This is a genomic window from Lichenicoccus sp., from assembly GCF_965276875.1.
Lineage (GTDB): Bacteria > Pseudomonadota > Alphaproteobacteria > Acetobacterales > Acetobacteraceae > Lichenicoccus.
The window spans coordinates 3,709,130-3,735,337 of record NZ_OZ255701.1; the positions used below are offsets into that span (position 1 = coordinate 3,709,130).

Consider the following 26,208-nt stretch of genomic DNA (forward strand, 5'->3'; position numbering starts at 1 on the left):
ATGGACGAACCGCACATATTGGCGCGGCCCCGCCCTGAACAGCAGCAGTCCGCTGAGCAGCAGGGCACACTGACGCGGCGGCGACGGCGGCGCATCCTGCCCTGGATCATCCTGCTGCTGGTTGTCGCGGCAATCAGCTGGGCGCTGTTGCGGCCGAAGGTCAAGACGACGCACCCCGGCTCCAAGCACGCGGCGGTGACCACGGCACAGCCGGTGACGGTGGGCTTCTCGCGGACCGGCGACATGCCGGTCATGCTGACCGAGCTCGGCACCGTCACCTCGCTCGCCAACGTCACCGTGCAGTCGCAGATCTCCGGCTACCTGACGCAGGTCAATTTTCAGGAGGGCCAGGAGGTCCATCGCGGCGACCAGCTCGCCTTGATCGACCCGCGCCCGTATGAGGCGACCCGCGACCAGTACCAGGGCCAGCTCGCCCGTGACACCGCGTCGCTGAACCAGGCCCGCACCGATCTCGCCCGCTACCAGGGCCTCAAGCGCCAGCACAGCATCGCCGAGCAGCAGGTCGCCGACCAGGTCTATCTTGTGGCCCAGGACGAAGGCGCGGTGCAGATCGACCAGGCCCAGGTCGAGAGTGCCAAGCTCAACATCGCCTATTGCCACATCAAGGCGCCGGTGGATGGCAGGGTGGGACTGCGTCAGGTCGATGCCGGGAACTATGTCACGCCCGGGCTCGCCAACGGGCTCGTGGTGCTGACCATGCTGCATCCGATTTCGGTGATCTTCTCGGTCCCGGAGGACGAGATCGACGCCATCCATGCGAGACTCGCCGCCGGCGCGGTGCTGCCGGTGGCCGCCTATGACCGCACCAACACAACCCTGCTCGCACGTGGCCATGTCGCGGTGCTGGACAACGTCGTCGATACCGCGACCGGCACGGTGAAGCTGCGGGCGATCTTCGACAACGCCAACGAGACGCTGTTTCCCAACCAGTTCGTCAATGCGCGCCTGCTGGTCGACACGCTGCACAATGTGGTGCTGGTGCCGACCAGCGCGGTGCAGACTGGGCCGCAGGGGCAGTTCGTCTACGTCGTGCCCCCGGACAATAAGGTGCAGGTGCGTAACGTGACTCCCGGGCTGACCTCGACCGATGATACGGTGATCGCATCCGGCCTCGCGGCCGGCGTCAAGGTGGTCACCGACGGCACCGAGCATCTGCGCAGCGGCTCCGAGGTGATGGTGCCGACGCCGCCCAAGGCGGGACAGCAGGGTCACGCCAATCACGCTGCCCGCGGCAAGGGCGCGGCGCCGCCCACTTGAACATCTCGCGCATCTTCATCGAGCGGCCGGTCGCCACCACGCTGCTGATGCTGGCGATCCTCGGCGTCGGCCTGCTCGGCTATCATTTCCTGCCGATCTCGGCGCTACCGGATGTCGAGTATCCGACCATCCAGGTGCAGACCTTCTATCCCGGCGCCGGGCCACAGGTGATGGCGACCTCGGTGACCGCGCCGCTGGAGACGCAGCTCGGCCAGATGCCGGGCCTGGATCAGATGACCTCGCGCTCGTCAGGGGGCGCCTCGGTGATCACCCTGCGCTTTGGCCTGTCGATGAGTCTGGACGTCGCCGAGCAGGAGGTGCAGGCGGCGATCAACCAGGCCAATTCGCTGCTGCCCGCGGACCTGCCGGCGCCGCCGATCTATGCCAAGATCAACCCGGCCGACACGCCGATCCTGACCCTGGGGATCACGTCCAAAACCCTGCCGCTGACCGAGGTCGAGGATTATGTCGACAGCCGGCTGGCACAAAAGCTCAGCGAGGTCAGCGGCGTCGGGCTGGTGACGCTCACCGGCGGCCATCGCAAGGCGATCCTGGTGCAGGTCAATACCAGCGCCCTGGCCTCGCTCGGTCTGTCGATCGACGACCTGCGCACCACGATCGCCAACGTCAACGTCAATTCGCCGACCGGTACCTTCGACGGTCCGCTACGCTCCTCGCAGCTGAAGGTCGACGGCCAGATCAACGAGCCGGCGCAGCTCGCAAGCCAGATCATTGCCTACCGCAACGGCGCGCCGGTTCACCTCGGCGACGTCGCCCACGTGGTCTCGGGCCCGCAGAACAGCCAGCTCGCCGCATGGGCCAACACCCAGCCCGCCATCGTGCTCAACATCCAGCGCCAGCCGGGTGCCAACGTGATCGGCGTGGTGGACGCCATCAAGGCGGTGCTGCCGTCGCTGGAGGCGGCGATGCCGGCCGGCATCCGCATCACGCCGCTGACCGACCGCACCACGACGATCCGTGCCTCGGTCGCCGATGTCGAGTTCGAGCTGGTGCTGTCGGTGGCGCTGGTCGTCGCCGTGATCTTCCTGTTCCTGCGCAACCTGCCGGCGACCTTCATCCCCAGCCTGTCGGTGCCGCTGTCGCTGATCGGCACCCTGGCCGCGATGTATCTGCTCGGCTTCTCGCTCGACAATCTGTCGCTGATGTCGCTGACCATCGCCACCGGCTTCGTCGTCGACGACGCCATCGTCATGATCGAGAACATCGCCCGCTTCGTCGAGATGGGCGAGGGACGCCGGCAGGCGGCGCTGAAGGGTGCGGGCCAGATCGGCTTCACCATCATCTCGCTGACGGTGTCGCTGATCGCGGTGCTGATCCCGCTGCTGTTCATGGGCGACGTGGTCGGGCGGCTGTTCCACGAGTTCGCGATCACGCTGGCGATCACCATCGTGATCTCGGCGGTGGTGTCGCTGACCCTGGTGCCGATGCTGTGCGCGCGCATGCTCAGCGAGGCGCCGCATGGCTCCGGCGGCCGCATCGCGCGAGGCCTGGAGGCGGCGTTCGACCGGCTGATCGCCGGCTACGACCGCGCGCTGGCGGTGGTGCTCGACAACCAGCCGCTGACCCTGGTGGTGGCGACCCTGACCGTGGCGTTGACCGTGGTGCTCGCCGTGCTGATCCCCAAGGGCTTCTTCCCGATCCAGGATACCGGCGTCATCCAGGGCATCTCGGTGGCCAGCCAGACCACCTCGCTGGCAGCGATGAGCCAACACCAGCAGGCGCTCGGCCGTGCCATCCTGCGCGATCCCGACGTGGTCAGCCTGTCATCGTTCATCGGCGTCGACGGCCAGAACATGACGCTCAACACCGGCCGCTTCCTGATCAACCTCAAGCCGCACGACGCGCGCGCGCTGACCGCGACCGGAGTGATCGCGCGCCTGCGCGGCGAGGTGGCCGACATCCCCGGCGTGCATCTCTATATGCAGCCGGTGCAGGACCTGACCCTGGATACCGCGGTGTCGGCGACGCAGTACCAGTTCGTGCTGGAGAACCCCGATGCCTCCGCCTTCAAGGAATGGGTGCCGAAGTTCGTCGACGCGTTGCAGCGTCTGCCCAGCCTCGCCGATGTCACCAGCGACATGCAGGCGGATGGGCTGACCGCCACCATCGATCTCGACCGCGCTACCGGCGCGCGCTTCTCGATCACGCCGCAGACCATCGACAATGCGCTCTATGACAGCTTCGGCCAGCGCCAGATCTCGACGATCTACACCCAGTCGAACCAGTACCGGATCATCCTGCAGGCCGAACCGCGCTTCCGGAACAGCCTGTCAGACCTCTCGCAGGTCTATCTGCCCGGCATTTCCAGTACCACCACCACACCGACGACAAATGGGGCCGGCGGCGCGCCACCCTCGCCAACCGCCGGCCTGGTGCCGCTGCGGTCCGTGGCGTCGGTGCATCTGGGCACGGCGCCGCTGCTGATCACCCATCTCGGCCAGTTCCCGGCGACCACCATCTCGTTCAACCTGGCACCGGGCGCCTCGCTCGGGCAGGGGGTGGATGCGATCACCCGCGCCGAGAAGCGACTCGGGCTGCCGGCGAGCTTCATGACCTCGTTCCAGGGGACCGCTGCCGCCTTCCAGAACAGTCTCGGCAACGAGCTGTTCCTGGTCATCGCCGCCCTCGCCGCGGTCTATATCGTGCTGGGCGTGCTGTATGAGAGCTTCATCCACCCGGTGACGATCCTGTCCACGCTGCCGTCCGCCGGCATCGGAGCCCTTCTGGCGCTGATGATCGCGGGGATGGATCTCGACGTCATGGGCATCATCGGCATCGTGCTGCTGATCGGCATCGTCAAGAAGAACGCGATCATGATGATCGACTTCGCGCTGACCGCCGAGCGCGATGGCGGCCTGGCGCCGCGTGCCGCGATCGCGCAAGCCGCAAGCCTGCGCTTTAGGCCAATCCTGATGACCACCCTGGCCGCCATGCTCGCCGCCATGCCGCTGATGCTGGGCACCGGCACCGGCTCGGAGTTGCGCCGGCCGCTTGGGGTGGCCATCGTCGGCGGGCTTCTGGTCAGCCAGTTGCTTACCTTGTTCACCACGCCGGTGATCTATTTGTTCATGGACCAACTCGGCCGGCGCGCGCGCGGCATGCTGGCCGCTGATCCCTCGCCAGCCGGTAGGCCTGCCGGTACTCCCGCCGAATGAACATCTCGCGCCCGTTCATCCTGCGGCCGGTGGCGACGACGCTGCTCACCATTGCTTTGCTGATCGGCGGCGGCATCGCCTATTTCAAGCTGCCTGTGGCGTCACTGCCGAACGTCGACTTCCCGATCATCCTGGTGCAGGCGCAGCAGCCCGGCGGCTCGCCGAACGAGGTCGCAACCTCGGTCGCCGCCCCCCTGGAGCGCCATCTCGGCCAGATCGCCGGGGTCAATGAGATGACCTCGAAGAGTGTGCAGGGCATGGCGCGGATCGTCGTGCAGTTCGATTTCTCGCGCAACATCGACGGAGCCGCCGCCGACGTCGAATCCGCGATCCAGGCGGCGCGCGCCGACCTGCCGACCTCGCTGCGCAGCAACCCGCAATATTTCAAGTTCAACCCGGCGAACTCGCCGATCATGGTGCTGACGCTCACCTCGCGCACCCGCACCATCCCGCAGCTCTTCGACTACAGCACCAATGTGCTGGAGCAGAGCCTGTCCTCGATCCCCGGCATCGGCCGCACCGAGCCCGGCGGCGCCTCGCTGCCGGCGGTCCGTGTCGAGATCAACCCGTTGCCGCTGTTCCAGTACGGCATCGGTTTCGAGGATGTGCGCGCCGCCCTCGCCTCGGCCAACGCCGACAGTCCCAAGGGTTTCATCGACACCATGGGTGCGAACGGCGGCCAGCGTTACCAGCTCGACACCAACGACCAGGCCCGCCGTGCCGCCGACTACCGCGACCTGGTGATCGCCTACCGCAACGGCGCCCCGGTGCGGCTGCGCGACGTGGCCACCGTCGAGAACGGGGTCGAGGATGTCCATAATCTCGGCCTGACCGACGGCGTGCCCGCGGTGATCGTGCTGATCTTTCCACAGCCGGGTGCCAACGTCATCAAGACCATCGATCAGATCAAGGCACGGCTGCCGCAACTGCGCGCCGCTTTGCCTGGCGGTGTCAGCCTCAATGTCAGCATCGACCGCTCTGCAACGATACGCGCGGCTCTCGCCGACACCCAGTTCACGCTGTGCGTGTCGGTGGTGCTGGTGATCATGGTGGTGTTGGTGTTCCTGCGCACCTGGCGCTCGACCCTGATCCCGGCGGTGGCGGTGCCGACCTCGATCATCGGCACCTTCGGGGCGATGTATCTGTTCGGCTTCTCGCTCGACAATCTGTCATTGATGGCGCTGACCGTCGCCACCGGTTTCGTCGTCGATGACGCCATCGTCGTGCTCGAGAACATCGCCCGCCACATGGAGGCCGGCATGGGCCGGTTGCAGGCGTCCCTGCTCGGCGCCCGCGAGGTTGGTTTTACGGTGCTCTCGATCACCGTCTCGCTGGTCGCGGTGTTCACCCCGATCCTGCTGCTGGGCGGCATCGCCGGACGGCTGTTCTTCGAGTTCGCGATGACGCTCACCATCACCATCGTGATCTCGTTCGTGCTGTCGCTTACCGTGGTGCCGATGCTGTGCGCGCTGCTGCTCAAGGTGCGGCCGCGCGGTGCCGTGCGCACGCCGGTCCAGGCCGGCCGCACCCGTCGGTTTTTCGCCACCGTCGCCTCGCGCATCGAAATCGCGCTCGCCGGCTTTCAGGAGGGTTACGAGAGCAGCCTGAAATGGGCGCTCCGGCACCGCCGGCTGGTGGCGCTGACCCTGCCGCTGACCCTGGTGCTCACCGTGCTGCTGTTCCGGGCCATGCCGAAGGGGTTCATCCCGAACGAGGATGTCGGGCTGGTCATCGGCACCATCCAGGGCGAGCAGTCGATCTCGTTCGCCAACATCTCGGCCAAACTGGTCGAGGCGGAACAGGTGATTAAGGCCGACCCGGACGTGGACAGCGTCTCCGGCTACACCGGCGGCGGCGATCATGGCGCCAATACCGGGATGGTGTTCATCGCGCTGAAGGATATCCATCAGCGTCACGACAGCGTCGATGCCACCATCGCGCGCATGACCCGGCACCTCTCGCACATGACCGGCGCCAGCGTGTATTTCCGCTCCGCCGCGGACGTGCGTGCCGGCGGCCGCAGCAGCAACGCGTCCTACCAGTATACGCTGCAATCCGACTCCGCCGACCTGCTCTACGAGTGGATGCCCAGACTGGTGCGGGCCTTGCAGGCGCGGCCTGAACTGACCCAGGTGAGCTCCGACGTCGAGCAGGGCGGCCCGGCTACGGAAGTGCAGATCGACCGCAACACCGCCGCCAAGCTGCACATCACGCCGCAGCTCATCAGCAATGCATTATACGACGCTTTCGGCCAGCGTTCCGCCTCGGTGATCTATAATGCCCTCAATCAGTATCACGTGGTCATGGAGGTCGCGCCCAGGTTCTCGCAGACCCCCAACATCCTGAGCCAGATCTGGGTGAGCACCGCCGGCGGCACGGCAAGCGGCAGCACCGCAAGCAACACCATACGCGTCTCACAGCCGAGCACGCCCGGTGGCACAGGCGGCGGTGGTACAGGAGGGGGCGGCACCACGAGTGGCACCCAACCTGCCAGTGCCCAATCCTCCAACACTCAGGCCACCACTCTTCAGGCCACCAGTGCGCAGTCTTCCAGTACTCAGGCGACCAGCGCGCAATCCTTGGCCAACAGCATCAGCAACGCGCTCGCCGGCGGTCATGCCGCCTCCAGCGGCTCGGCGGTGTCCTCCTCGGTGGAGACCATGGTGCCGCTCTCGGCCGTCACCCGCATCGTGCATTCGACGACGCCGTTGCAGGTCAACCACCAGGGCAACTTCGTCGCCGCCACCCTGTCGTTCGATCTCGCGGCCGGTCGCTCGCTGTCCGACGCCGGCCGGGTGATCCAGCAGACCATGGTCGAAATCCACATGCCGGCCAGCATCCACGGCGGCTTCGCCGGCACCGCCGCACAGTTCCAGAAAACCGTGGGCGACGAGCCGCTGCTGATCCTGGCAGCCCTTGCCGCGGTCTATGTGACGCTCGGTGTGCTCTATGAGAGCTATATCCACCCGTTGACGATCCTCTCGACCCTGCCCTCGGCCGGCGTCGGCGCCTTGCTGGCGTTGCAACTGTTCGGCGAGGAGTTCTCGCTGATCGCGCTGATCGGCGTCATCCTGCTGATCGGCATCGTCAAAAAGAACGCCATCCTGCTGGTCGACTTCGCGCTCAACGCTGAACGCAATGAGGGGCTGGCTCCCCTGGAGGCGATCACCCAGGCCTGCCGGCTGCGCTTCCGTCCGATCATCATGACAACGTTCGCCGCCGCCCTCGGCGCCCTGCCGCTGGTGTTCGGGCACGGCTACGGCAACGAATTGCGACGCCCGCTCGGGCTGTCGGTGGTCGGCGGTCTGGTGGTTAGCCAGGCGCTGACGCTCTACACGACGCCGATCGTCTATCTCTATCTCGACCGCATGCGGCATTGGTGGAACACCCGACGCCAACGCCGCAGCCTGCCACAGGGCGCTCCCGCTGAATGAGACAAACGTCCTTCCGATCGGGTGTCGCGCGTGCGACGGCGCTCGCGCTGGCGCTCGCCACGCTGCCGTTCCTGGGCGGCTGCATGGTGGGCCCGGACTATTATCGCCCCAGCGCAATCATCTCGGCCCGTTTCAAGGAACTGCAGCCGGCGCCGGGCTGGGCGGTTGCGGCCCCGTCAATGGCGGAATCCGACAAAGGCACCTGGTGGCGGATCTACGGCGATCCGGTGTTGGACGATCTCGAAGGCCAGGTCGCCATCTCCAATCAAAACGTCAAGGTCTATGAGGCGGACTACCGCCAGGCCCGGGCCCTGGTCGACGTCGCCCGGTCCAGCCTGTTCCCGACCTTGAGCGGCTCGCCCGCGGTGACGCGCAGCTCGTCCGGCATCGGCAGCAACGCGGTGACCGGCCTGAGCAGCCGCCTGTCCAATACCGGCGGCGCCAACAGCTTCACCAGCACCAACTACCAGCTCGAAGCCACCGCGAGCTGGGACCTGGATGTCTGGGGCCGGATACGCCGGCAGGTGGAGAGCGACGTCGCCTCCGCCCAGGCCAGTGCCGCGGATCTCGCCAACGCCACGCTGTCCTACCAGGCGGCGCTGGCCACCGATTATTTCGATCTCCGCTACGAGGACTCGCTGCAGACCCTGCTTGACCAGACCGTCGCCGGCTACGAGCAATCATTTCGGATCATTAACAACCAATATCAGGCGGGCCTGCTCGCCGCGACGCCGATCGCCCGGCTGCAGGCGGAGACGCTGCTGGCGCAGACACGCGCCCAGGCGGTCAGTGTCGGCGTGCTCCGCCACCAGTACGAACACGCCATCGCGGTGCTGACCGGACGGCCGCCGGCGGACCTGGCCTTGGCCTCCAGCGCGCTGGCGCCAACCGTGCCGGCCACTCCGGTGCTGTTGCCGGCAATCCTGTTGCAGCGCCGCCCCGACATCTCCGCCGCGGAACGCCGGATGCAGGTACAGAACGCCCTGATCGGCGTGCAGGTGGCGGCATTCTTTCCCGATATCAGCCTGACCGCGGCCTACGGCTGGACCGGCAATCCGATCGGCTCGCTGATCCAGGCCTCGAACCGGCTGTGGTCGCTGGGTGCGAGCGCCACCGAGATCCTGTTCGAGGGCGGCCTGCGCTCTGCCTCGGTGCGCGAGGCGCGCGCCGCCTACGATGCCAGCGTCGCCACCTACCGCCAGACCGTCCTGAACGCGTTGCAAACCACCGAGGACGATCTGTCGGGCTTACGCATCCTGGCGCAACAGGCGCAGGCGCAGGCGCAGGCGACGGCCCTCGCCGAGCAGGCCGAACGAGTGGCCTTGAACGAATACAATGCCGGCATCGTGGACTACACAACCGTGGTCACCAGCGAGGCAACGGCACTCGGCAACGAGCAGACCGGCCTTGGCATCGAGGAGCAGCGGCTGACCGACAGCGTTTCGTTGGTCGAACAGATGGGCGGCGGCTGGCGCACCACCGACCTGCCCGGCCGCAACGCCCTGCAACGCAACGATCCATTTGTCCCCGCCTTCCTGGAGCATTAGGACCGAACCGTGGCGATACATGACTGGAAGCCAGACGCCAGCGGCTTCATTCTCGATCCCGCCGAGTTCACCGATGGCGGTGCCTTCACCCCCGGCGACACGCTGGTGGTCGGCAGCGGCGATCCGAACGCCAACGCCACGAATGGCGCCGTCGGCACCCTGACCACCGGCGTTTATCTGTTCGAGTCCACCGCCGCCGGTGTCGGCGCACGCTTTCAGGATATCGCCTTCGATGCATCGAGCAGCCTGATCGAAAGCGGCGCCGGCTCATTGCAGATGCTGACGTTCGGTCGCTTCGTATCGAACGGCAATTTCGTCGTCGGCACCGCGGCCGGCGCCGGCTCGACACAGATCTCGATGGACAGCTCGCCCAGCAGTGCCGCGAGCTTCACCAACACCGGCCACCTCGCCGTGCAGAACGCCAGCACGCTGAAGTTCTATCCCAGCACGGCGAGCACCATCGTCAACACCGCGACCGGAATCGTCACCGTCTCCGACGGCAGCCAGCTCATCTTCAGCGACTTCAACGGCTTCTCCGCGGGGTCCGGCGATGGGTTGCAGAATGACGGCCTGATCCAGGTGCTGGCGGGCCCGCATGGTGGCGCGTCGCTGACTGTCGAGGCGACCTTTGGCGGCAGCGGCACCCTGCTGGTGCAAGGCCAGGCCGGGGTCAATCCGACCGCCACGGCGGCGCATATCGCCGGACCCGCGAGCGGCACGTTCGATGTCGCCAGCGGCGAACTCGACTTCAGCGCCGGCAATCCCGTCGCCGGCACCATCAACTTTCTCGATGCGGACGGGCTGCTCAACCTCGAACAGACTCCAGCCGGTGGTGACACCACGCTGTTCAAGCCGCTGCTCGCGACCGTCAATCATTTCCAGGCCGGTGATCAGATCCTGCTCAATGGCTACGCCGCGACGCAGTCCTATCGATACGATCCGGTGGCGCATGCATTGACGCTCTATTCCGGCGCCAGTGGCCAGGGCACCGTGCAGGCCGAACTCATCCTGCCGGGGCTGTATTCCACCTCCGATTTCACGATCACCAATGGCGCCACCACTGACGGCATCGCGGCCAACAGCCCGGGCTCGGTCCTGATCGGCACCAGCAGCACTGCGAATGGCACCGCCCTGCTCGTCCCGGGTGCCAACTTCGTCGGTAGCGACGGCAATCAGATCATCACCGCGCCAGGCAACGCGACGATCACCACCGGCACCGGCGCGAACACAATCTCGCTCGGCGCCGGCGCACACCTGCTGGTCAGCAACGGTCAGGACAGCGTCACCGCGGGCACCGGCAGCGATACCGTATTCGGCGGCAATGGCGGCCATATCCAGGCGGGAGCGGGCACGATGGAGTTCATCGGCCGCAACGGCACCGATACCGTAAGCGGCGGCGCCGGCGCGATGACCGTGTTCGGCGCCGCCGGCGGCGGGGTGTATCAGGCCGGCGGCGCCGGCGGCAGCGTCCTGATCGCCACCGCCGGCAACACCACGCTCACCGGTGGTGCCAACCATGACGCGCTGTTCGCCAATGCGGCGAGCGGCGACGTTCTACAGGCGGGAACCCAGAGCGGCGCCGGCTTCGACTATCTGGTCGGCGGCGCCGGGGCCGCCACTCTGCAGAACGGCCAGGGCAACACGGTGATGTATGCCGGTGCCGGAGCCGACAGCTTCGGCATGTCAGCGGCCAATGCCGGCACCGACTGGGTGATCGGCTTCAAGCAGGGCACCGACCATATTGCGCTGGGCGGCGCCAATGCGACGAACGTGCTGCAGGGCGCCGGCTTCAGCGCCGCTGGCACTACATTCGCGGTCGGCGGCAGCCAGGTTACGGTGTGGAACGTCCACCTGACCGCCGCCGACTTCGGTTAAGCCGGCTAGAATATTGCCTTCCCGGCCAAAACGCCGAGGACCAGGAAGATCAGGAAGACGACGATACAGATAAAGAACAGGATCTTAGCAATGCCGGCGGACGCGGCGGAGACCCCGCCGAAGCCGAAGATGCCGGCAATGATCGAGATGACCAGGAACAACAGGGCTAGTTTCAGCATGGGATGATCTCCGGGTTCAGCAATTAGCGTCGCGCGAACAGCGCGCCTAAAATGAAACCGAGCAGGCTGGCCGCGAGCAGCGCCAGGATCGGCTGGTCCGCGGTGAGGTCGCGCATGGTGTCGAGCGTCTCACCGTAGAAACCCTGGGCCTGCCCCGCGACCTGCCTGGCCTTGCCTCTCGCCTGCATGGCGCCGTCGCCGAGCAGGCCGCCCATGCCGTCCTGGAGCTTCCCCACGGTGTCTTCGGCGGCGCCCTCGATGCGGTTGGTGTCGACCATGCGTGAATTCTCCTGGCTGCGGTGGTTCGCTTTGTCCAACGCGCCATGCACCGCCGGGATGCCGGTTGCCGCTCGCTAATTCGTTATGCGAACGGTGCGCGGACGGAACCGCGGGCGGATGCGCGCGCTGCCGCTGCATGAAGCTGTTCAACTGCCAGCAGTGCGGCGCCCTGCTGTTTTTCGAGAACCGGGCCTGCGAAAGCTGCGGCGCGCGGCTCGGCTATCGCGCCGAGACGGCGGCCTTGACGGTGCTGAACCTGGATGGCGGACGGCTCTGCGCCAATGCCGTGCACGACGTCTGCAACTGGCTGGTGGACGCCGGCAGCAAGGAGGATTTCTGTGCCGCCTGCCGCCACAACCGCATCATCCCGAACATCGCCACCGGCTCCAATCTCGCACTCTGGCGCAAGCTGGAGGTGGCCAAGCACCGGCTGTTCTACTCGCTGATCCGGCTCGGTATTTCGCTTCCCAACCGCGCCGACGACCCGGATGGCGGCTTGGTGTTCGACTTCCTCGACGAGCGGCCGGGGGAGCGCCGGGTGCTGACCGGGCACGACAATGGCACCATCACCATTGCCGCGCGCGAGGCGGACGACGCCCATCGCGAGGAGATGCGCGCGCAGATGCATGAGAGCTACCGCACGCTGCTCGGCCATTTCCGCCATGAAGTCGGGCACTGGATCTGGGGCCGCATGGTGCGCGACGGCGGCAGGCTCGCGGACTGCCGCGCGCTGTTCGGCGACGAACGCGAGAACTATGCCGCCGCCCTTGCCCGCTACTATGCCGAGGGGCCGCCGGCGGACTGGCAAGCCCGCACGATCAGCGCCTACGCGACCAGCCACCCCTGGGAAGATTTCGCCGAGACCTGGGCGCACTATCTGCACATCATGGACACGCTGGAGACTGCCCGCGCCTTCGGCATGGGCGTGCATCCGAAGGTCGGGCGGGCGGAGAACCTCATTGTCGACGTGGTCATCGATCCCTACGTGGCGCGCACCATGGAGCCGGTAATCGACCAGTGGCTGCCGCTGACGTTCGCGATGAACAACCTCAACCGCTCGATGGGGATGTCCGACCTCTACCCGTTCATCATCTCGCCGCCGGTGCGCGACAAGCTGGGCTTCATCCACACCTTGCTGCACGAGCGGCAGCGGCGCTGAGCCGCCGCAGTTCGGCCGCCACGCCGCCCGCGTCGGCGACCGGCGCCGAGAAGGCGATGCGGCGGACCATCTCGCCGCGCACCAGATCGCAGCCATCGACGTCGACCGAAGCCATGCGCCATTCCGGGCCGCCGGCGATCCGCGCCAGCATCGCGGCGTCGGTGCCCGCGATGATCGACGTCTCCATCTCGGCGACGGCGCCCACCGCGGCGGCATCAGGTGCGATGTCCGCCGGTCGCAGCCGGTGCGCACTGGCGAAGCCGCCGATGAAATGGCAGCGCTCCATATGCAGCCGAAAAATCCTGAAATCGCCCAATCCCGCATAGAAGGCGGCATAGGGGTGCAGCGCCACCCATCGGGCGCGCAGCTCCGGATCCGGATCGGGGGTCGCGCGGCCGACGACCGACAGCCGCGGCGCGGTCTGTGGGTTGAGGTCCGCGGGCGTCCCCGTCACCAGGATCGCGCAGCGCGGCTCGGCCAGCAGGTGCGCGGTATGCTCCGACAACGACGACAGCAGCATCAACATCGAGAGGTCGGCGGCACAGGCCGGGGTCACCAGGGAGGCGAAGGGCTGACCGTCACGCGCCGTTGCCAACGTCGCCGAACGCGCCGCCCGCAGCAGCTTGCGTGCCTGCCATGCAACGTCATCCGCCATGTCCGTCCCCCCGTCCCTCATGCCCTGTCGTCATCGGGCCGCCGACTGCTATCTACTCCAAACACTGGAACCATCGAAGGAGCGTCGCCATGCGCCTCTATCGCCTGCCCACGCAAACCGGCTTCGACGACCTGACCCTGACCGAGGCCCCGCGTCCGACCTGCGGCCGTGGCCAGGTGCTGGTGCGCATGCACGCGGCATCGCTGAACTTCCGCGACCTGTCGGTGGCCACCGGCAAATACATGATGAGCGCGGTGCCGCCCAACCTGGTGCCGCTGTCGGACGGCGCCGGCGAGGTGGTGGCCGTCGGCGAGGGCACCAGCCGGGTGGCACCCGGCGACCGGGTGGCCGGGATTTTCATGCAAGGCTGGCTCGGCGGCGAGCTGGAGCCGCCGCAGGCCGGCACCGCGCTGGGGGGCGCCATCGACGGGGTTCTCGCCGAATACGTGGTGTTCGACGAGCAGGGGCTGGTGCATATCCCCGAGCACCTCTCCTACGAACAGGCGGCGACGTTGCCGTGTGCCGCGGTCACCGCCTGGAACGCGCTCTACGGACTGCAACCGCTGCAGCCGGGACAGACGGTCCTGGTCCTCGGCACCGGCGGTGTGTCGATGTTCGCTCTGCAGTTCGCCCGCGCCGCCGGCGCACGGGTGATCGCGACCTCGTCGAGCGATGAGAAGCTGGAACGGGTGCGCGCGATGGGGGCGTCCGAAGGCATCAACTACAAGACCAATCCGGAGTGGCAGGACGCGGTCCGTGCCCTGACCGGCGGCGTCGATCATGTCGTCGAGGTGGGCGGCCCCGGCACCCTGGCCCGCTCGCTCGGCGCCGCCCGGCGCGGCGGCGTGGTCAGCCTGATCGGCGTCCTGACACGCGGCCAGATCGACCCGCTCGCCATCTTCGGAAGCGGCGCGATCGTACGCCCGATCTTCGTCGGCTCGCGCCAGATGTTCGAGGCGATGAACCGTGCCATCGCCTTGCATCGCCTGGAGCCGGTGATCGACCGGACCTTCGCCTTTGACGAAGCGCCGCAGGCCTATCAGCACCTCAAGGGCGCCACCCATATTGGCAAGGTGGTGGTCCGGATCGGCTGATCCCGTCCAACCGGCTCATCGGTCCGTCTGGCGCTGTAATGCGTCGAGGAAGGCATCGATGTCGCCGTCATGGCGAGACAGATAGGCGGTGAAGTCGCTGCGCTTGGCCAGCCGCAGGCTCATCCCTTCGGCGACGACGTCGATGACCTGCATCGGCGAATGGTCGGTCTCGACCACCCAGGCGACGCGCACCTCGGGCGTATGCGCACCCTTCACCAGGGTCGGGACATCGGTTCCTTCGGGCCCGGCGACCGGCCTTTCGACGACGACATGGCCGAGACCGCCCTGATAGGTCGCCATGCGTGCGGCGATGATGTGGACCAGCGACTTCAGGAACAGCGCCTGATAGCGGACGCGTTGCGCCGGTGTCGCCTTCGCCCAGTACTGGCCAAGACAGAAGCGCGCCACGTCCGGCACGTCGACGACGCGGGAGATGAACGGCGTCAGCCGGCGCCGCTTCTCGGCAATCGTCGTGGCGCCGGCGAGCACTGTCGGGAACTGGCGGCCGACATCGACGATGAAGAGGGCGGCGGGATCGTGGCTTTCCATCACCACACCAGGGGCCGGCGTCGCCGCGCGCAGCGTCGGACCGCCCAAGGCCAGCAGCGCCAGCACTCCCAGGCCCGCTTTATGCATCTTTAAGCATCGGCGGTGGCGATCATCGTCCTGAACAGGCCGAGCTCGGTTTCGCTGCGCACCGTGCCGAAGCCGCACCGGCCGAGCACTGCGACGATGCTCGCCTCCGGCACGCATTGATCGATGGTCGTCCAGTAATAGCGCATCATCCGCGACGCATCGGCGCCGCCACCCAGCAGCCGGCTGAGACATGGCACCAGGCCGCCCAGATAGAGCCGTGCCAGCGCCTGGCCGAGGCGGCTGGCTGGGCAGACGATTTCGGTCAGCAGCAGCATGCCGCCGGGACGCAGCACGCGGCGGAACTCCGCAAACGCGCGATCGAGATCGTCGAGATGGCGCAGCGCATAGCCCATCGTCACCACGTCGAAGGCGCCGTCGCGTGCCGGCACCTGCTCCGCCCGCGCCTGCAGCAGCGCCACACCCGGCTGCCGCCGCGCCACCGCGAGCATTCCCGCGCTGACATCGAGCCCGACCACGAGCCCGTCGGGTGCCAGCCGCCGCGCCGCGCGCGCCACCAGGCCGGTGCCGGTGGCGACATCGAGCACGCGGTCGTGGGATCGCACGCCAGCCCGACGCAGCAACGCTGCGCGGTAGCGCGTGCCGGTGCCGAGCGAGAACAGCCGGTCGATCCGGTCGTAGCCGGCGGCACCCCGGTCGAACAGGCTGCGCACGAAGCCGGCACGATCGGTTTCGGTCGCGTACCAGCCGACCAGCACCGGATGCGGCGCGAGCCCCCCCACCTTCAAGTCGGGCATGGTCAAGTTCGGCGTCGTCACCTCTGCCACGACCCGCACTCCCGTTGCGACCATCTCCCGCACTACTCCGGACCGGCGATCCATGCTAGCTCCGGTTGTGCCGTTCTCGGCCGGGAGAGCCAGGGTTGACATATTTCGCGCGGCCCGCGGCGCCCCGGGCGACCGCATCCGCGCGGCACCCGTTGCGGGACCGATTGCAATTTGCCGCCATGATGGCCGCCTGGGGCATAGGCTGCCTCGGCTGGAACCTGCTCGCCTGGCCGCTGGCGCGCATCCTGCCGAAGCATCGCGGGCGCGCCCTCGGCGAGGCCGGTATCCAGCTCGGTTTTCGTGCCATGACCGGCTGGATGCAGGCGAGCGGTCTGTTCCGCTTCGACACCGCATGTCTCGATCAGCTCCGGGCGGAACCGGCGCTGGTGATCGTCGCCAACCATCCGGGCCTGCTCGACGCCGTGCTGGTGATCGCGCGCCTGCGCCGCACCGTCTGCATCGCCAAGCCCGATTTGTGGCGCAATCCGTTCCTCGGCGGCGGCATCCAGCTCGCCGGCTATCCGCGCCATGACAGCCCGCTGGCGCTGGTGCGCGGCGGTGTCGACGCCCTGCGTCGCGGTCGGCATCTGCTGGTGTTTCCGGAAGGCACCCGCACCCCGCCGGGCGCGCCCTTGCAGGCGTTCGGCGGCGGTTTCGCGCTGATCGCCCGCGCCGCCGGCGTGCCGGTGCAGACACTGCTGATCGAGACCGACAATCCCTATTTCGCCAAAGGCTGGCCGCTGTTCAGACTGCCGCCGCTGCCGGTGGTCTACCGGCTCCGGCTCGGCCGCCGTTTCGCGGTCACCGGCGACACCCACGCCTTCGCGGACGCGCTTGAACGCTGTATCCGGGCGGAGCTGCGGCCGCGTTGATTGGCGCCGACGATGGCCGGCTGTATGCGCTGATGGAGATTGCCGAGGCGCAGCAGGCGGCGGTGCAGGCCGCGATCGCGGGGCTGGCGGCGAAGCGGGTGGCGCTGGCGGAAGCCAGGCACGCGGGCGGCCGTGACGGAGAGCCTGACCGGGGCGGCGACGGAGGGTGTTGCGGCGGTGGAGGTGGCGACGCGGCCGTTGCTAGGCGGCGTGGCGGGGGTGACGGAGCGTGCCGGGCAGGCCTGGAGGCGGCTCTGCGGCAGGTGGTGTTGTGGGCGAGCTGGCGGCTGCTGGGCTGGATCGCGGCGACGGTCGCCGCCGTGTTGTTGTGGTGGCTGGCGAGCACTGCGGTGCTGTGGTGGGACACCGAGGCGGTCGCCAGCATGCAGGTGCGCAAGGCGCGGCTCGAGGCGCAGGCGTGCGAGCTAAAGGCCACGCATGATGAGCGGGTGAAGGCGAGGATGCTAAGAAAGCTGGATCATTGCGGGCCGAGTGCGCGGTTGTGCATCCGGCTGGATGAAAGCGCCGGGGCGTTCGGGGACCAGTCGGATTACCGCGTGATCAAGGGATACTGACGCAAAATGCGTATGGCGCATTCGGCTTAACATGCGATTGTGGGTAAACGGTGAGGTGACCCAAGGAGGCCGAGTGGCAGCCGCGGCGCGATCACGTTGACGGATGGCACGCCGGGCCTGCTGGTAGAGCGTGACAGCGAAATGCTGGTGATGGCACTCATTCGGGACCAGGCGCAGGCTGTGAACGCGCTCACGAATTGGCAGGCAGTCCAGTTCGGCGCGAAGGAGGTTTTTCAGGCGCGGCGGGAGCCGCATCAGGGTGGCGGCAGAGGAGGCCGGCGATGAGCGAGAACCTGAGCGACGCGGAATGGCAGGCCGAGCAGACGCGGCGGTACCGCAGCGCCGTGGATGATATCGATCGCCGGTTGCAGGAGAACGGCCGTTGGCTCGATGATCAGAACAGACGGATGCTGGCGCGGCAGGAGCGCTCCGATCGGCGCGTGCTCGGGTTCATTCCCAGTGACCTGTGGGATCTGTGGCCGACGCTCATTCTGGCCAGCGTAATCGGCGGCCTGCTCGGGTTCGGCGTCAGCGAGCTGCTGGTTCACCATCTCGATTTGGTTGGGTCCTGCCGGCATCTCGGATGAGTAAAGGGAACAGTGCGTGACGCTCACCGTCCGGTGCGCAAAGTCAGAAGAAAACTTCGCGGCGCGCGTTCGCGTGCCGACTTCGAGAGTTCCGGCACGGCTATGCGGGGACGATCTACAAGGGCCAGGGAAAGACGCTCGACCGGACATACCTTTACCACACCGAGCATTCGCGATCGGCGGCGAGCTATGTGGCGCTGACTCGGCAGCGGGAGAGTGCGGAGGTGTTCGTCGCCCGCAAGACGGCGCGGGACGCGGGCCAGTTCGCCCGTCAGATGGCGCGCAGCGAGGTGCTCCGCCTCGCTCGCATGGGCCACGCGCGACGAGCTGGCGAAAGAGCAGCAACGGGAGGCCGAGAAGGCGGAGCGGTCCCGCCACTTGCGCGACGTGCTGACGGTCAACACGCGGCGGGACGGCACTTACGAGCAGGTGCGGGCACTGCTGTCGCCGGCCGGGCGCGAGTTCATCGACGCGATGGGCGCGAAGATCGACCGCGAGATGGTGCGGCTCACCGACGCCGAACGCCACCAGGTCAAGCTGCACGGCGCGCGCGAGCTGGCCGACATGGAAGTCCGCGAGGGGCCGATTGACCCGGCCTATGCCCGCAAGCAGGCGGCGGAGTGGGAGCTTGAGGTTCAGGCAAAGGCGCGCGCGGCCGAACAGGCGCGGGAGGCGGCACGCGCTTCGGCGCCGTTGCTGCCGGCCTGACGCGACCCGACCGGGCAGCGGCGCGACAGTCTTGGGCGCGGACTGGACGATCGCAGCATCGTCGCGGCCGTCATGGGGCGACGGTGCCGTGAAGCGCGAGCGCGAGGCGCTGGGCCATTACCTGCAAGGCGCCTACCGCGATCCGGCCGCCGCGCACGCGGCCTTGGGCGAGGCGGTGCAGCGCGATGGCTAGCATCAGGCCGGCTAGGCCATTGCTCACGACCCGGCGCAGTTTGGCGAGCTGCGGGGCAAGACGGGGTGGCTCGCCTCAGCCGCCGCCAAGGAGGAGCGGGCTGGGGCCGAGCGCGCGTCGCGCGCCGTGCCAGACAGCTTGCGGCGCATCAACGAGGCGACAGAGGCCGCACGCCGCGGCTACGTGCCGGAGGTGCAGACGCAGCAGAACCGGGACGCGGTGGAAATCCCGGGCCTGTCCAAGGCGGCGCTTACCGTGCTGCGGGATACGCGCGAGGCTCGGTTCATGGGCGAGGGGCAGCGTGAGGGCGAGGGATACGACGCCCGGATGCGGCGGCGGGCGGAGGCGGTTGCCGCCGCCTGGCAGAGGGGCCGCGCCGATCCGAGCGTGGCCGGCGAGCTGGACCGGTTCATGACCGCTGCCGGGCAACGGCTGGGCGAGGAGGGCGAGCAGGCGGCGCTACGCGCCGCAGCCAGCGGCAAACGCATGGAGCTGCCCGGTGTCGGGCGCGAGCACCGGGACAGCCTGGACGAGCTGGCGCGGCATTTCGCCGAGACGCGAGAGGCGGTGACGATCAGCGCCAGGTGGGAGCAGCGGGTGGAGCGGGAGGCGAAGGAGGCCGCGAGGTGGTAGACCCGGCAGGTGGAACGGGAGCGCCGGGGGCTGCCGCGCGAACCGGATCAGGACCGCGAACGGCAGAGGGAGGGGCGCGGGCTGGGGCTGGGACGGGACGGGCGTAGTTGCTCACCCATATGCTTCATGTATAATACAGTTTACATGCAAGGGATGCGCGACCCGATGCTCAAAATTCCTGCCGGTGAGTTTCAGCGAAATATCGGCCGCTATCAGGACATGGCCTTAACCCAGCCCGTTGCGGTCACGCGCAATGGTCGTGAGCGCACCGTGCTGATTTCCGCCGATGAGTATCAACGGCTCAAGCGGCGTGACCGCCAGGCGCTCACCCTTTCCGACTTCACCGAGGCGGACGTTGCCGCCTTGGAGACGACACGTGCGCCAGAGTCGTCCAAGGCGTTCGACCAGGAGTTGCAGCAGTAGCCGTATGGCCTTCCCCGATCCTGCCCCCGGCCTGGTTATCCGCTACAGCTACCTTTGGGCGTCGGAACACGCACGCGGCCAGGAGGAAGGCGTAAAGGACAGGCCGTGCACCGTCGTTCTCACCATGGCAAACGAGACGGGCGGCCAAGTGGTGACGGTGCTGCCGATTTCGCACACGCCGCCACCCAATCCTCTACTTGCCGTTGAAATTCCTGCTGCTGTCAAACGCCGATTGAAATTGGACGATGAGCGGTCATGGGTAGTGTTGGCTGAGGCGAACCGCTTTACCTGGCCGGGGCCGGACTTGCGCCCATTGCGACCAGGCGACGCACAGAGCTCGGCATACGGTCCCCTGCCTTATGGCCTATTCGAAGAAATCCGCCTCAAGTTCATCGCTGCCCTGAAAGGTTGGGCGGTGAATGCCGTGCCGAGATCAGAATGACGCGGTATAGGCTCTACGCGTGACCCAACTGCTTTTAGGGGGGTCATCTCCACTTACCCGGTAGCCCTGCGCTACCGCCTCCGGCAGGTGTTATGCGACCCTACCGACGATCACGCCACGTTCTTTGTCGTGACCCCGGGGTAGCCCGGCAGCATAGGACGGTCAACTCCGTGATTGGGTATGGTTACGATCTACCGTCTAAATATTTAACTGTGCGAAAGCCCCTGATTTCGCAGCCTCTGCTGCTTAACGCGCGCTTTTGAGCGAACCGTGAGGTGCCCCAAACAGGGTGCGCCGGAGCCGCCATAAGTCGTGCAGTGCCGGACGCGGGAGCACGGCATGTTCTTTCCCGAACCTGAGCCGATTCGCGCCGCAACACCCCCAAACCCGACCACTATAATCTGCACGAGATAACAGGCAAAAATGTTGCTTTCGTTCAGTCTTATCAGGGCCTTGACACGGTTTGAAGAGATTGACTTTTGTAAGACGGCGCTTCACGTGTTGTCGCAACCATCAAGTAAGACACAAATTTCCTTGCTGTAAGGCCGCCTTTCCTCGTTAGATTGCCGCACACAACAGCAGGGCCAATCCTATGGATATCAACCTTCAATTATCTACCCAAAGTCCTGCTTTTTTGGCCGTGCGACACGAGGTTACGGTGGTAACGTCTGCGAAGGCAGAGGTATGGCTTGCAACAGCAGACAGTCAGCATCGCGCAAGTGTGCGTGCTGTTACCAACTACGCAAGCGAGATGGACCGCGGCGCCTGGAAGCTGATGGTGAGCCGGTACTCTTTTCAGACAGGAACGCTCTTCTAGATGGGTACGCACGACTGAAGGCGTGCGTAAAGTGTGATAAGCCATTCACAACGTTAGTTATTTATGGCGTTGAGCCGACAACGTTTGAGACGCTTGACGCGGTCCGCAAGCGCACACTGGGAGACATTCTCCACATCCGGCGGGAGCCGCACGGCCGTCAGCTCGCTGCGTCCTTAATGGTAATCTGGCGATACCTTCACAGAGACCTTGCCTCGCAAAGCAAGCAAGCCTCTGCGGGTGAGCTGCTGGCCCTTTTAGACTCTCATCCGGAGATCCGAACAGATAGCATCGTCGTTGCACAAGACGCGGCACCATCTATGCCGCTCGGCGTTGGCATCGCGCTCCACCATCTCTTTAGTCGCGTGGACTCTACTCAGGCCGATGAGTTTTTCCAGGCCTTTATTGATAAAGTTGAAGGCAGTCCAGCAACCGTCCTTCGGTTGGCACTGGACGATATGGCGCAGCAAGGTGGTCGAAGGGTCCAAACCACCACGCTGGCTCTCTCAATCAAGGCTTGGAATGCGTTTACGGAAGGTCACGGTTTACGCCTTGTTCGCTTCAACCCAGGCCGTGAGAAATTCCCCGACATTTTAGGGCTCGAGGTTGCAGATCAGGCTGAACTCCAGCCGACCACAATAGTCACGGCTCGCAATGATTCCGACAATGGCGCCATTGACGTTGATGTCGTTGAAATCACGCCCGAGAGGGCGCGGGAGCTCCTTGGCAACAATCCTGGCAATAGGATCGTCGCGCCGGGTGTTGTGGCGAAGTATCGTCGCGATATGACTGCTCGGCGATGGTTGCTTAACGGACAGACGATCAAGATTGGAAAATCTGGTCGACTGTTGGATGGTCAACATCGTTTGCATGCTTGCGTGCAGAGCGAGGTCTCGTTCCCAGCAATCGTCGTTCAAAACCTGGATGAGGGTGTTTTTGACACCTTTGACCTGGGTGGTCGTCGTGCGTTTGCCGAGATCTTGAAGCAGCGCGGCGAGAAAAGCACTGCAGCCCTAGCTGCTGCACTGCGCTGGCTTTGGATGGTCGAAGAAAAGAAGATTTTCGACAGAGTGCAGGCACCTACAAACTCGGAGCTGGACAACATTCTTTCTCGACATAACGGAATAATAGAGAGCTTAAAACTGTCCAATCGCATCCGTCATGTGATGGCGCCTGCGATGGGAATCGCGTTGCACTACTTGTTTAGTAGGAAAAATGCTAACGCAGCAGAAGAATTCTTTGAAAGGATTGTCGACGGCCAGAATCTTACGAAGGATATGCCGGTCTGGCATATTCGGGAGCGCCTTCTAAATGATCGCTTGTCCCGCAAAGTAAAGTTGGCTGAGAGTGAACGTTTTGTCCTTACGGTAAAGGCCTGGAACGCCTACCGTCAGGACAAGAAAGTTGCACAGCTTTCATGGCGCGGAAAAGGACCGAGCCGGGAAGCACTACCCGAGATTCTGTGAGGTAGGCGGCGCTCATGCGTAAACCTAAGCTGCTTACCTCAATTACATTCCGGTGCGATCCAGACGACGCAAGCCAATTGCGTCGTCTGTCCCAGGATTTGGGCATCGATCAGTCAAGCCTGTTGCGTAATCTGCTTCGATCGGCGATCGGAGGCGAAAAGCGTGGCTGTTGCTCTCGCTTGTCGAGCAAGCAAAGAAGCGCTTCCTTGTAGGTGCCAGTGAAAGGGGAACGGCGCTCCCTGATCTGACCCACTTTAACGCTTTTTTGCAACGGCGCGATGAGCTAGTGATGAGCTGCAACCTGGCCTGCTCCCGGAATTTCGGACCACGGATTATGTGACAGACTGGCCCCTCGATGGAGGGGGCAATGCGCAAGTCGAGATTTACGGATGAGCAGGTCGTGGGGATTGTCCGCGAGTCGGACCGGGAGGCGGTGTCGGATGTCGCGAAGCGGCATGGTGTCAGCGAGCAGACGATCTACACTTGGCGCAAGCGTTTTGGAGACCTGAAGTCGGAGGGTGTCCGGCGCCTTCGCCAGCTCGAGGTCGAGAACGGCCGGCTGAAGAAGCTGGTGGCCGAGCGCGATCTCGAGATCGAGGTGATGAAGGAAGTTGCGGAAAAAAACTGGTGAGCGTGCAGGCTCGACGCCGGCAGGTGGCGTATGGCCGTGAGCGGGGTCTCTCGCTGCGGCAGGCTTGCACGCTGTTCTCGGTGGCGCGGTCAGCGCTGGACTACACGAGCCGCATGGCGGTGAAGGACGAGGGGGTGGTGAAGCAGATGAAGGCGCTATCGGCGACCTATCCACGCTATGGCTATCGCCGGATCCGCGTGTTCCTGGCCCGCGAGGGCGAGGTGATGAGCGCCAGCCGCGCGCATCGTCTGTGGCGATCAGCCAGGTTGCAGGTGCCGCGCAAGGGGCCTGGCAAGCGGATTGCGTCGTCGCGACCCCGGCCGCTGGCACCTGGTTCGGCGAACGAGGTGTGGTCGTATGATTTCGTGTTCGATCGCTGCGCGAGCGGCCAGCAGCTCAAGTGTCTGACGGTGACCGACGAGTTCACCAAGGAAGCGTTGGCGATCACGGTCGACGCCCGGCTACGGTCGACGCGTGTGATCGAGGTGTTGTCGCGGCTGGTGAGCGAGCGCGGTGCACCTCGGTTTCTGAGGTCGGACAACGGCCCGGAGTTCGTCTCGAAGGCGCTGATGAAGTGGATCAGCAAGCAGAAGATCGGAACAGCGCTGATCAATCCGGGCAAGCCGTGGCAGAATGGCGTCTGCGAGAGCTTCAATGGCAAGTTCCGCGACGAATGCCTGAACATGGAGTGGTTCCGCTCGCGGGCCGAGGCTCGGGTTTTGATCGAAAGCTGGCGCCGGCACTACAACGAGGTGCGACCGCATTCGAGCCTTGGCTATCGAACTCCGGCCGCATTTGTGGCCGGTCTGGCGACGACAGCGCCCCGTGTTAGGACGGGCCGGGACGCTGCGGTATGTGGGGCCTCCGCGTCCCGGCCCGTCCTATCACCGCCCCGGCTGGGGCAAGGGCAGCAGCAGAGGGCCAGTCTTTCCACTTAACCGTGGTCCGAAGAAGTCGGGCAGGTCACAACCCAGCCGACGACTAATTTCGCAGATAGAATGCCCCGCCTTGCCAACTCGGCGGCGTGCGCGATTTGGTAAAGGTCGAGCATCGGTGTCGACCCAAGGGCTGGCCCCGACGCCTCGCAGCCGCCAGGCCTTTCCGGGTTCGCTGCCGAAGGATGGCGCGCTCCCCATCCTGCGACGCCAGCCAGGATGGAGAGAACTAGGTCGCCCGTGGGCGTGCCGGTCTCGGCACCCAAGTCCATTAGCCGGAGGCAGACGCCTCTAGCTGTCAGGTCGTGTGCCAGAGTGAGCACGTCGGTTGGGTTTCGGCCGAGATCGAGGCGCACAGCTGCCAGCGTGTTGCCCGGCTGGAGCGCGTTGAGGAGTCCGGCTAGCTTAGTTCGCTGCTTGGCCAGAATGGCGCCGCCGATTTGTTCGGTGACGATCCGGGTTAGGTCCAGTCGCGGCGAGATCGTCAATCTGGGGCGCGGTCGTTTGCCCGTTGGTCGACACACGAGTATGTATAGGTATAATGGACGAATGTGAAAAGAACGCCCAAAGCCAGTGTATAGTCCCATCAAGCGCGCGTTTGAAACAATGTAACGCGCCGTTTGACATCATTGAGGTCACTGATCACATAGGGGTATGTATGCCAACAAACCTCTTGTCCCAGCCTCGATCACCATCCGCAATCTTGACCCGGCCCTCAAGGAGCGGCTGCGCGTCCGCGCCGCCCAGCGCGGCCAATCAATGGAGGCGGAGGCGCGCCGCATCCTTCAAACCGTGCTGACGCCGCAGGGCGGTGCGCCTGTGCGCCACCTGTATGACCGAATACGCGCCCGCTTTGCACCGCCGGGTGGGATCGATCTCGAACTGCCTCCGCGCGAGCCGGTCCGCGAGCCGCCCCAGTTCGACTGATGCTGATGCTCGATACCGATATGCTCTCCGAGATCATGCGTCCCGAGCCTGAGCGTAAGATCGCGGATTGGATTGTCCGCCAGCCATCGGATGAGCTGTTCACGGCCGCCGTGTGCCAGGCAGAAATTCTCTCCGGCCTCGCCATCATGCTGGGCGGCCGTCGCCGCGCCGACCTGGAGGAAGCCGCGCCCGCCATGTTCGCCGATGATTCCGACGGTCGCATCCTGCCATTCGACATCGAAGCGGCGGCTGCCTATGCCGATAGTATTCGCAGCGCGCCGGAAGGTTGGGCGGTCGAGCGGGACCGTGGATCTCATGTTGGCGGCAATTGCGCGCGTGCGCAGGGCGAGCGTGGTCACCCGCAACGTGGCCGACTTCGAGGGTGTGGGTGTGCCGCTCGTCAACCCGTGGGATGAGATACCGTCACGTTGAGCAAGCGGTTGCGCGTCCCGCAGGCGCGAACGGCTGCGTTATGTCGGGGCTACGCCACCGGTGCGTGCTCTGTTCTGATCTCGAACGGGCGGCCGTGTTTGTCGAGGCTGTAGACGGCATGCGTGAGCTTTCCCGGTGCGGCGACGAGGGCCAGTTTGGCGGGTTTCCCGGCTGCCCGGAGCCGTTCATAGAAGGTGCGCAGCCAGAGCGTTATGCGCAGGTTCCCCATTGGCGCGATGGAAGCCCTGGTTTTGGTGGACTTGCCGGATTGCTTGAGGCCGCGGACGACGCCGAAATAGCGGGCCAGGCAATGGCGCTTTTGCAGCGGGCCGGGTCGCCGACGGCGGCGATGATGCATGCGGCGGATTGCGGTCCGATTCCCTCTATGGTGTCGAGCAGTTTGCCGACCTCGCAGGTGTCGAGCAGACCCTCGATGTCGCGCTCGACGTCGGCGAGCCTAGCCAAGGAGCACA

General features: G+C 65.8%; 26 protein-coding genes and 1 pseudogene. 19 read left to right on the plus strand and 8 right to left on the minus strand.

Features of this window, described 5'->3' with window-relative positions; all coding sequences use genetic code 11:
* Genes ACQY4K_RS17960 through ACQY4K_RS17980 form a run of 5 tightly spaced genes read left to right on the plus strand, consistent with a single transcriptional unit; the run spans nucleotide 1 to nucleotide 11,310 of the window.
* Nucleotides 1-1,278, plus strand: a complete 1,278-nt coding sequence (locus ACQY4K_RS17960) for an MdtA/MuxA family multidrug efflux RND transporter periplasmic adaptor subunit (RefSeq protein ID WP_428391561.1) — start codon at nucleotides 1-3, stop codon at nucleotides 1,276-1,278.
* A complete protein-coding gene (locus ACQY4K_RS17965; protein WP_428391562.1) occupies nucleotides 1,275-4,454 on the plus strand; it encodes an efflux RND transporter permease subunit in 3,180 nt (1,059 codons plus the stop codon). Before ACQY4K_RS17960 ends, ACQY4K_RS17965 begins: the two co-directional genes overlap by 4 nt.
* Complete coding sequence (locus ACQY4K_RS17970; protein WP_428391563.1) at nucleotides 4,451-7,888, plus strand: efflux RND transporter permease subunit; 3,438 nt, start codon at nucleotides 4,451-4,453, stop codon at nucleotides 7,886-7,888. Before ACQY4K_RS17965 ends, ACQY4K_RS17970 begins: the two co-directional genes overlap by 4 nt.
* Complete coding sequence (locus tag ACQY4K_RS17975) at nucleotides 7,885-9,435, plus strand: efflux transporter outer membrane subunit (protein ID WP_428391564.1); 1,551 nt, start codon at nucleotides 7,885-7,887, stop codon at nucleotides 9,433-9,435. Before ACQY4K_RS17970 ends, ACQY4K_RS17975 begins: the two co-directional genes overlap by 4 nt.
* Before the next feature lie 9 nt (nucleotides 9,436-9,444).
* Nucleotides 9,445-11,310, plus strand: a complete 1,866-nt coding sequence (locus ACQY4K_RS17980; protein ID WP_428391565.1) for a beta strand repeat-containing protein — start codon at nucleotides 9,445-9,447, stop codon at nucleotides 11,308-11,310.
* A gap of 5 nt (nucleotides 11,311-11,315) precedes the next feature.
* On the opposite strand, the gene ACQY4K_RS17985 is transcribed toward ACQY4K_RS17980, so the two are convergent.
* Both ACQY4K_RS17985 and ACQY4K_RS17990 read right to left on the minus strand, forming a co-directional pair.
* A complete protein-coding gene (locus ACQY4K_RS17985) occupies nucleotides 11,316-11,489 on the minus strand; it encodes a DUF1328 domain-containing protein (RefSeq protein WP_428391566.1) in 174 nt (57 codons plus the stop codon).
* Nucleotides 11,490-11,512: 23 nt separating this feature from the next.
* Nucleotides 11,513-11,767, minus strand: a complete 255-nt coding sequence (locus ACQY4K_RS17990; RefSeq protein WP_428391567.1) for a CsbD family protein — start codon at nucleotides 11,765-11,767, stop codon at nucleotides 11,513-11,515.
* A 137-nt stretch (nucleotides 11,768-11,904) separates the two neighbouring features.
* Between ACQY4K_RS17990 and ACQY4K_RS17995 the strand changes: the two genes are divergently transcribed.
* Nucleotides 11,905-12,927, plus strand: coding sequence for a zinc-binding metallopeptidase family protein (locus ACQY4K_RS17995; RefSeq protein WP_428391568.1), 1,023 nt, complete (start codon nucleotides 11,905-11,907; stop codon nucleotides 12,925-12,927).
* On the opposite strand, the gene ACQY4K_RS18000 is transcribed toward ACQY4K_RS17995, so the two are convergent.
* Entirely contained in the window at nucleotides 12,890-13,582 is a 693-nt protein-coding gene (locus ACQY4K_RS18000; protein WP_428391569.1) for a HugZ family protein, read from the minus strand. The genes ACQY4K_RS17995 and ACQY4K_RS18000 overlap by 38 nt on opposite strands.
* An 89-nt stretch (nucleotides 13,583-13,671) precedes the next feature.
* Between ACQY4K_RS18000 and ACQY4K_RS18005 the strand changes: the two genes are divergently transcribed.
* Nucleotides 13,672-14,676 (plus strand): zinc-dependent alcohol dehydrogenase family protein, encoded by a 1,005-nt coding sequence (locus tag ACQY4K_RS18005; RefSeq protein WP_428391570.1) that lies wholly within the window; start codon nucleotides 13,672-13,674, stop codon nucleotides 14,674-14,676.
* A 15-nt stretch (nucleotides 14,677-14,691) separates the two neighbouring features.
* Here the strand turns inward: ACQY4K_RS18005 and ACQY4K_RS18010 are convergent, their stop codons facing one another.
* Nucleotides 14,692-15,312: an MlaC/ttg2D family ABC transporter substrate-binding protein gene (locus tag ACQY4K_RS18010; RefSeq protein ID WP_428391571.1), complete on the minus strand. Its 621-nt coding sequence runs from the start codon at nucleotides 15,310-15,312 to the stop codon at nucleotides 14,692-14,694.
* Nucleotides 15,313-15,314: 2 nt separating this feature from the next.
* Nucleotides 15,315-16,151 (minus strand): class I SAM-dependent methyltransferase, encoded by an 837-nt coding sequence (locus tag ACQY4K_RS18015; RefSeq protein WP_428391572.1) that lies wholly within the window; start codon nucleotides 16,149-16,151, stop codon nucleotides 15,315-15,317.
* Nucleotides 16,152-16,276: 125 nt separating this feature from the next.
* Here ACQY4K_RS18015 and ACQY4K_RS18020 point away from each other — a divergent pair, with 125 nt between their 5' ends.
* From ACQY4K_RS18020 to ACQY4K_RS18040, 5 genes are all read left to right on the plus strand, one after another.
* Entirely contained in the window at nucleotides 16,277-16,969 is a 693-nt protein-coding gene (locus ACQY4K_RS18020; protein WP_428391573.1) for a lysophospholipid acyltransferase family protein, read from the plus strand.
* Nucleotides 16,966-17,544: a hypothetical protein gene (locus ACQY4K_RS18025; protein WP_428391574.1), complete on the plus strand. Its 579-nt coding sequence runs from the start codon at nucleotides 16,966-16,968 to the stop codon at nucleotides 17,542-17,544. Before ACQY4K_RS18020 ends, ACQY4K_RS18025 begins: the two co-directional genes overlap by 4 nt.
* Nucleotides 17,545-17,640: 96 nt before the next feature.
* Complete coding sequence (locus ACQY4K_RS18030) at nucleotides 17,641-17,829, plus strand: hypothetical protein (protein ID WP_428391575.1); 189 nt, start codon at nucleotides 17,641-17,643, stop codon at nucleotides 17,827-17,829.
* Nucleotides 17,826-18,131: a hypothetical protein gene (locus tag ACQY4K_RS18035; RefSeq protein WP_428391576.1), complete on the plus strand. Its 306-nt coding sequence runs from the start codon at nucleotides 17,826-17,828 to the stop codon at nucleotides 18,129-18,131. Before ACQY4K_RS18030 ends, ACQY4K_RS18035 begins: the two co-directional genes overlap by 4 nt.
* 378 nt (nucleotides 18,132-18,509) lie before the next feature.
* A complete protein-coding gene (locus ACQY4K_RS18040) occupies nucleotides 18,510-18,839 on the plus strand; it encodes a hypothetical protein (RefSeq protein WP_428391577.1) in 330 nt (109 codons plus the stop codon).
* 70 nt (nucleotides 18,840-18,909) lie between these two features.
* Here ACQY4K_RS18040 and ACQY4K_RS18045 read toward each other — a convergent pair whose 3' ends face one another.
* Nucleotides 18,910-19,059: a hypothetical protein gene (locus ACQY4K_RS18045; RefSeq protein WP_428391578.1), complete on the minus strand. Its 150-nt coding sequence runs from the start codon at nucleotides 19,057-19,059 to the stop codon at nucleotides 18,910-18,912.
* Between the two features lie 99 nt (nucleotides 19,060-19,158).
* On the opposite strand from ACQY4K_RS18045, the gene ACQY4K_RS18050 reads away from it, so the two are divergent.
* The 5 genes and pseudogenes from ACQY4K_RS18050 to ACQY4K_RS18070 all read left to right on the plus strand — a co-directional run.
* Nucleotides 19,159-19,665 (plus strand): hypothetical protein, encoded by a 507-nt coding sequence (locus ACQY4K_RS18050; RefSeq protein ID WP_428391579.1) that lies wholly within the window; start codon nucleotides 19,159-19,161, stop codon nucleotides 19,663-19,665.
* A gap of 153 nt (nucleotides 19,666-19,818) precedes the next feature.
* Nucleotides 19,819-20,088, plus strand: coding sequence for a type II toxin-antitoxin system Phd/YefM family antitoxin (locus tag ACQY4K_RS18055; RefSeq protein WP_428391580.1), 270 nt, complete (start codon nucleotides 19,819-19,821; stop codon nucleotides 20,086-20,088).
* Between the two features lie 4 nt (nucleotides 20,089-20,092).
* Entirely contained in the window at nucleotides 20,093-20,530 is a 438-nt protein-coding gene (locus tag ACQY4K_RS18060; protein ID WP_428391581.1) for a hypothetical protein, read from the plus strand.
* A gap of 1,134 nt (nucleotides 20,531-21,664) precedes the next feature.
* Nucleotides 21,665-22,810, plus strand: coding sequence for a hypothetical protein (locus ACQY4K_RS18065; RefSeq protein ID WP_428391582.1), 1,146 nt, complete (start codon nucleotides 21,665-21,667; stop codon nucleotides 22,808-22,810).
* Between the two features lie 367 nt (nucleotides 22,811-23,177).
* Nucleotides 23,178-24,232, plus strand: a pseudogene (locus ACQY4K_RS18070) (IS3 family transposase); the annotation flags it as partial.
* A 143-nt stretch (nucleotides 24,233-24,375) separates the two neighbouring features.
* Here ACQY4K_RS18070 and ACQY4K_RS18075 read toward each other — a convergent pair.
* Nucleotides 24,376-24,963 (minus strand): recombinase family protein, encoded by a 588-nt coding sequence (locus ACQY4K_RS18075; protein WP_428391583.1) that lies wholly within the window; start codon nucleotides 24,961-24,963, stop codon nucleotides 24,376-24,378.
* A 67-nt stretch (nucleotides 24,964-25,030) separates the two neighbouring features.
* Here ACQY4K_RS18075 and ACQY4K_RS18080 point away from each other — a divergent pair, with 67 nt between their 5' ends.
* Both ACQY4K_RS18080 and ACQY4K_RS18085 read left to right on the plus strand, forming a co-directional pair.
* On the plus strand, nucleotides 25,031-25,303 hold the full coding sequence (locus ACQY4K_RS18080) for a FitA-like ribbon-helix-helix domain-containing protein (protein WP_428391584.1): 273 nt from the start codon (nucleotides 25,031-25,033) through the stop codon (nucleotides 25,301-25,303).
* Complete coding sequence (locus ACQY4K_RS18085) at nucleotides 25,303-25,719, plus strand: PIN domain-containing protein (protein WP_428391585.1); 417 nt, start codon at nucleotides 25,303-25,305, stop codon at nucleotides 25,717-25,719. The genes ACQY4K_RS18080 and ACQY4K_RS18085 overlap by 1 nt, the downstream gene beginning before the upstream one ends.
* A gap of 226 nt (nucleotides 25,720-25,945) precedes the next feature.
* On the opposite strand, the gene ACQY4K_RS18090 is transcribed toward ACQY4K_RS18085, so the two are convergent.
* Nucleotides 25,946-26,134, minus strand: a complete 189-nt coding sequence (locus ACQY4K_RS18090) for a transposase (protein ID WP_428396208.1) — start codon at nucleotides 26,132-26,134, stop codon at nucleotides 25,946-25,948.
* Nucleotides 26,135-26,208: the final 74 nt, after the last annotated feature.

Bases quoted from the DNA above. Each gene is read 5' to 3' on its own strand.
- ACQY4K_RS17960 (WP_428391561.1), top strand. From the start codon at position 1: ATGGACGAACCGCACATATTGGCGCGGCCCCGCCCTGAACAGCAGCAG.
- ACQY4K_RS17970 (WP_428391563.1), top strand. From the start codon at position 4,451: ATGAACATCTCGCGCCCGTTCATCCTGCGGCCGGTGGCGACGACGCTG.
- ACQY4K_RS17975 (WP_428391564.1), top strand. From the start codon at position 7,885: ATGAGACAAACGTCCTTCCGATCGGGTGTCGCGCGTGCGACGGCGCTC.
- ACQY4K_RS17985 (WP_428391566.1), bottom strand. From the start codon at position 11,489: ATGCTGAAACTAGCCCTGTTGTTCCTGGTCATCTCGATCATTGCCGGC.
- ACQY4K_RS17990 (WP_428391567.1), bottom strand. From the start codon at position 11,767: ATGGTCGACACCAACCGCATCGAGGGCGCCGCCGAAGACACCGTGGGG.
- ACQY4K_RS17995 (WP_428391568.1), top strand. From the start codon at position 11,905: ATGAAGCTGTTCAACTGCCAGCAGTGCGGCGCCCTGCTGTTTTTCGAG.
- ACQY4K_RS18000 (WP_428391569.1), bottom strand. From the start codon at position 13,582: ATGGCGGATGACGTTGCATGGCAGGCACGCAAGCTGCTGCGGGCGGCG.
- ACQY4K_RS18005 (WP_428391570.1), top strand. From the start codon at position 13,672: ATGCGCCTCTATCGCCTGCCCACGCAAACCGGCTTCGACGACCTGACC.
- ACQY4K_RS18010 (WP_428391571.1), bottom strand. From the start codon at position 15,312: ATGCATAAAGCGGGCCTGGGAGTGCTGGCGCTGCTGGCCTTGGGCGGT.
- ACQY4K_RS18015 (WP_428391572.1), bottom strand. From the start codon at position 16,151: ATGGATCGCCGGTCCGGAGTAGTGCGGGAGATGGTCGCAACGGGAGTG.
- ACQY4K_RS18020 (WP_428391573.1), top strand. From the start codon at position 16,277: ATGATGGCCGCCTGGGGCATAGGCTGCCTCGGCTGGAACCTGCTCGCC.
- ACQY4K_RS18035 (WP_428391576.1), top strand. From the start codon at position 17,826: ATGAGCGAGAACCTGAGCGACGCGGAATGGCAGGCCGAGCAGACGCGG.
- ACQY4K_RS18055 (WP_428391580.1), top strand. From the start codon at position 19,819: ATGCGCGACCCGATGCTCAAAATTCCTGCCGGTGAGTTTCAGCGAAAT.
- ACQY4K_RS18060 (WP_428391581.1), top strand. From the start codon at position 20,093: ATGGCCTTCCCCGATCCTGCCCCCGGCCTGGTTATCCGCTACAGCTAC.
- ACQY4K_RS18065 (WP_428391582.1), top strand. From the start codon at position 21,665: ATGCCGCTCGGCGTTGGCATCGCGCTCCACCATCTCTTTAGTCGCGTG.
- ACQY4K_RS18075 (WP_428391583.1), bottom strand. From the start codon at position 24,963: ATGGGACTATACACTGGCTTTGGGCGTTCTTTTCACATTCGTCCATTA.
- ACQY4K_RS18080 (WP_428391584.1), top strand. From the start codon at position 25,031: ATGTATGCCAACAAACCTCTTGTCCCAGCCTCGATCACCATCCGCAAT.
- ACQY4K_RS18085 (WP_428391585.1), top strand. From the start codon at position 25,303: ATGCTGATGCTCGATACCGATATGCTCTCCGAGATCATGCGTCCCGAG.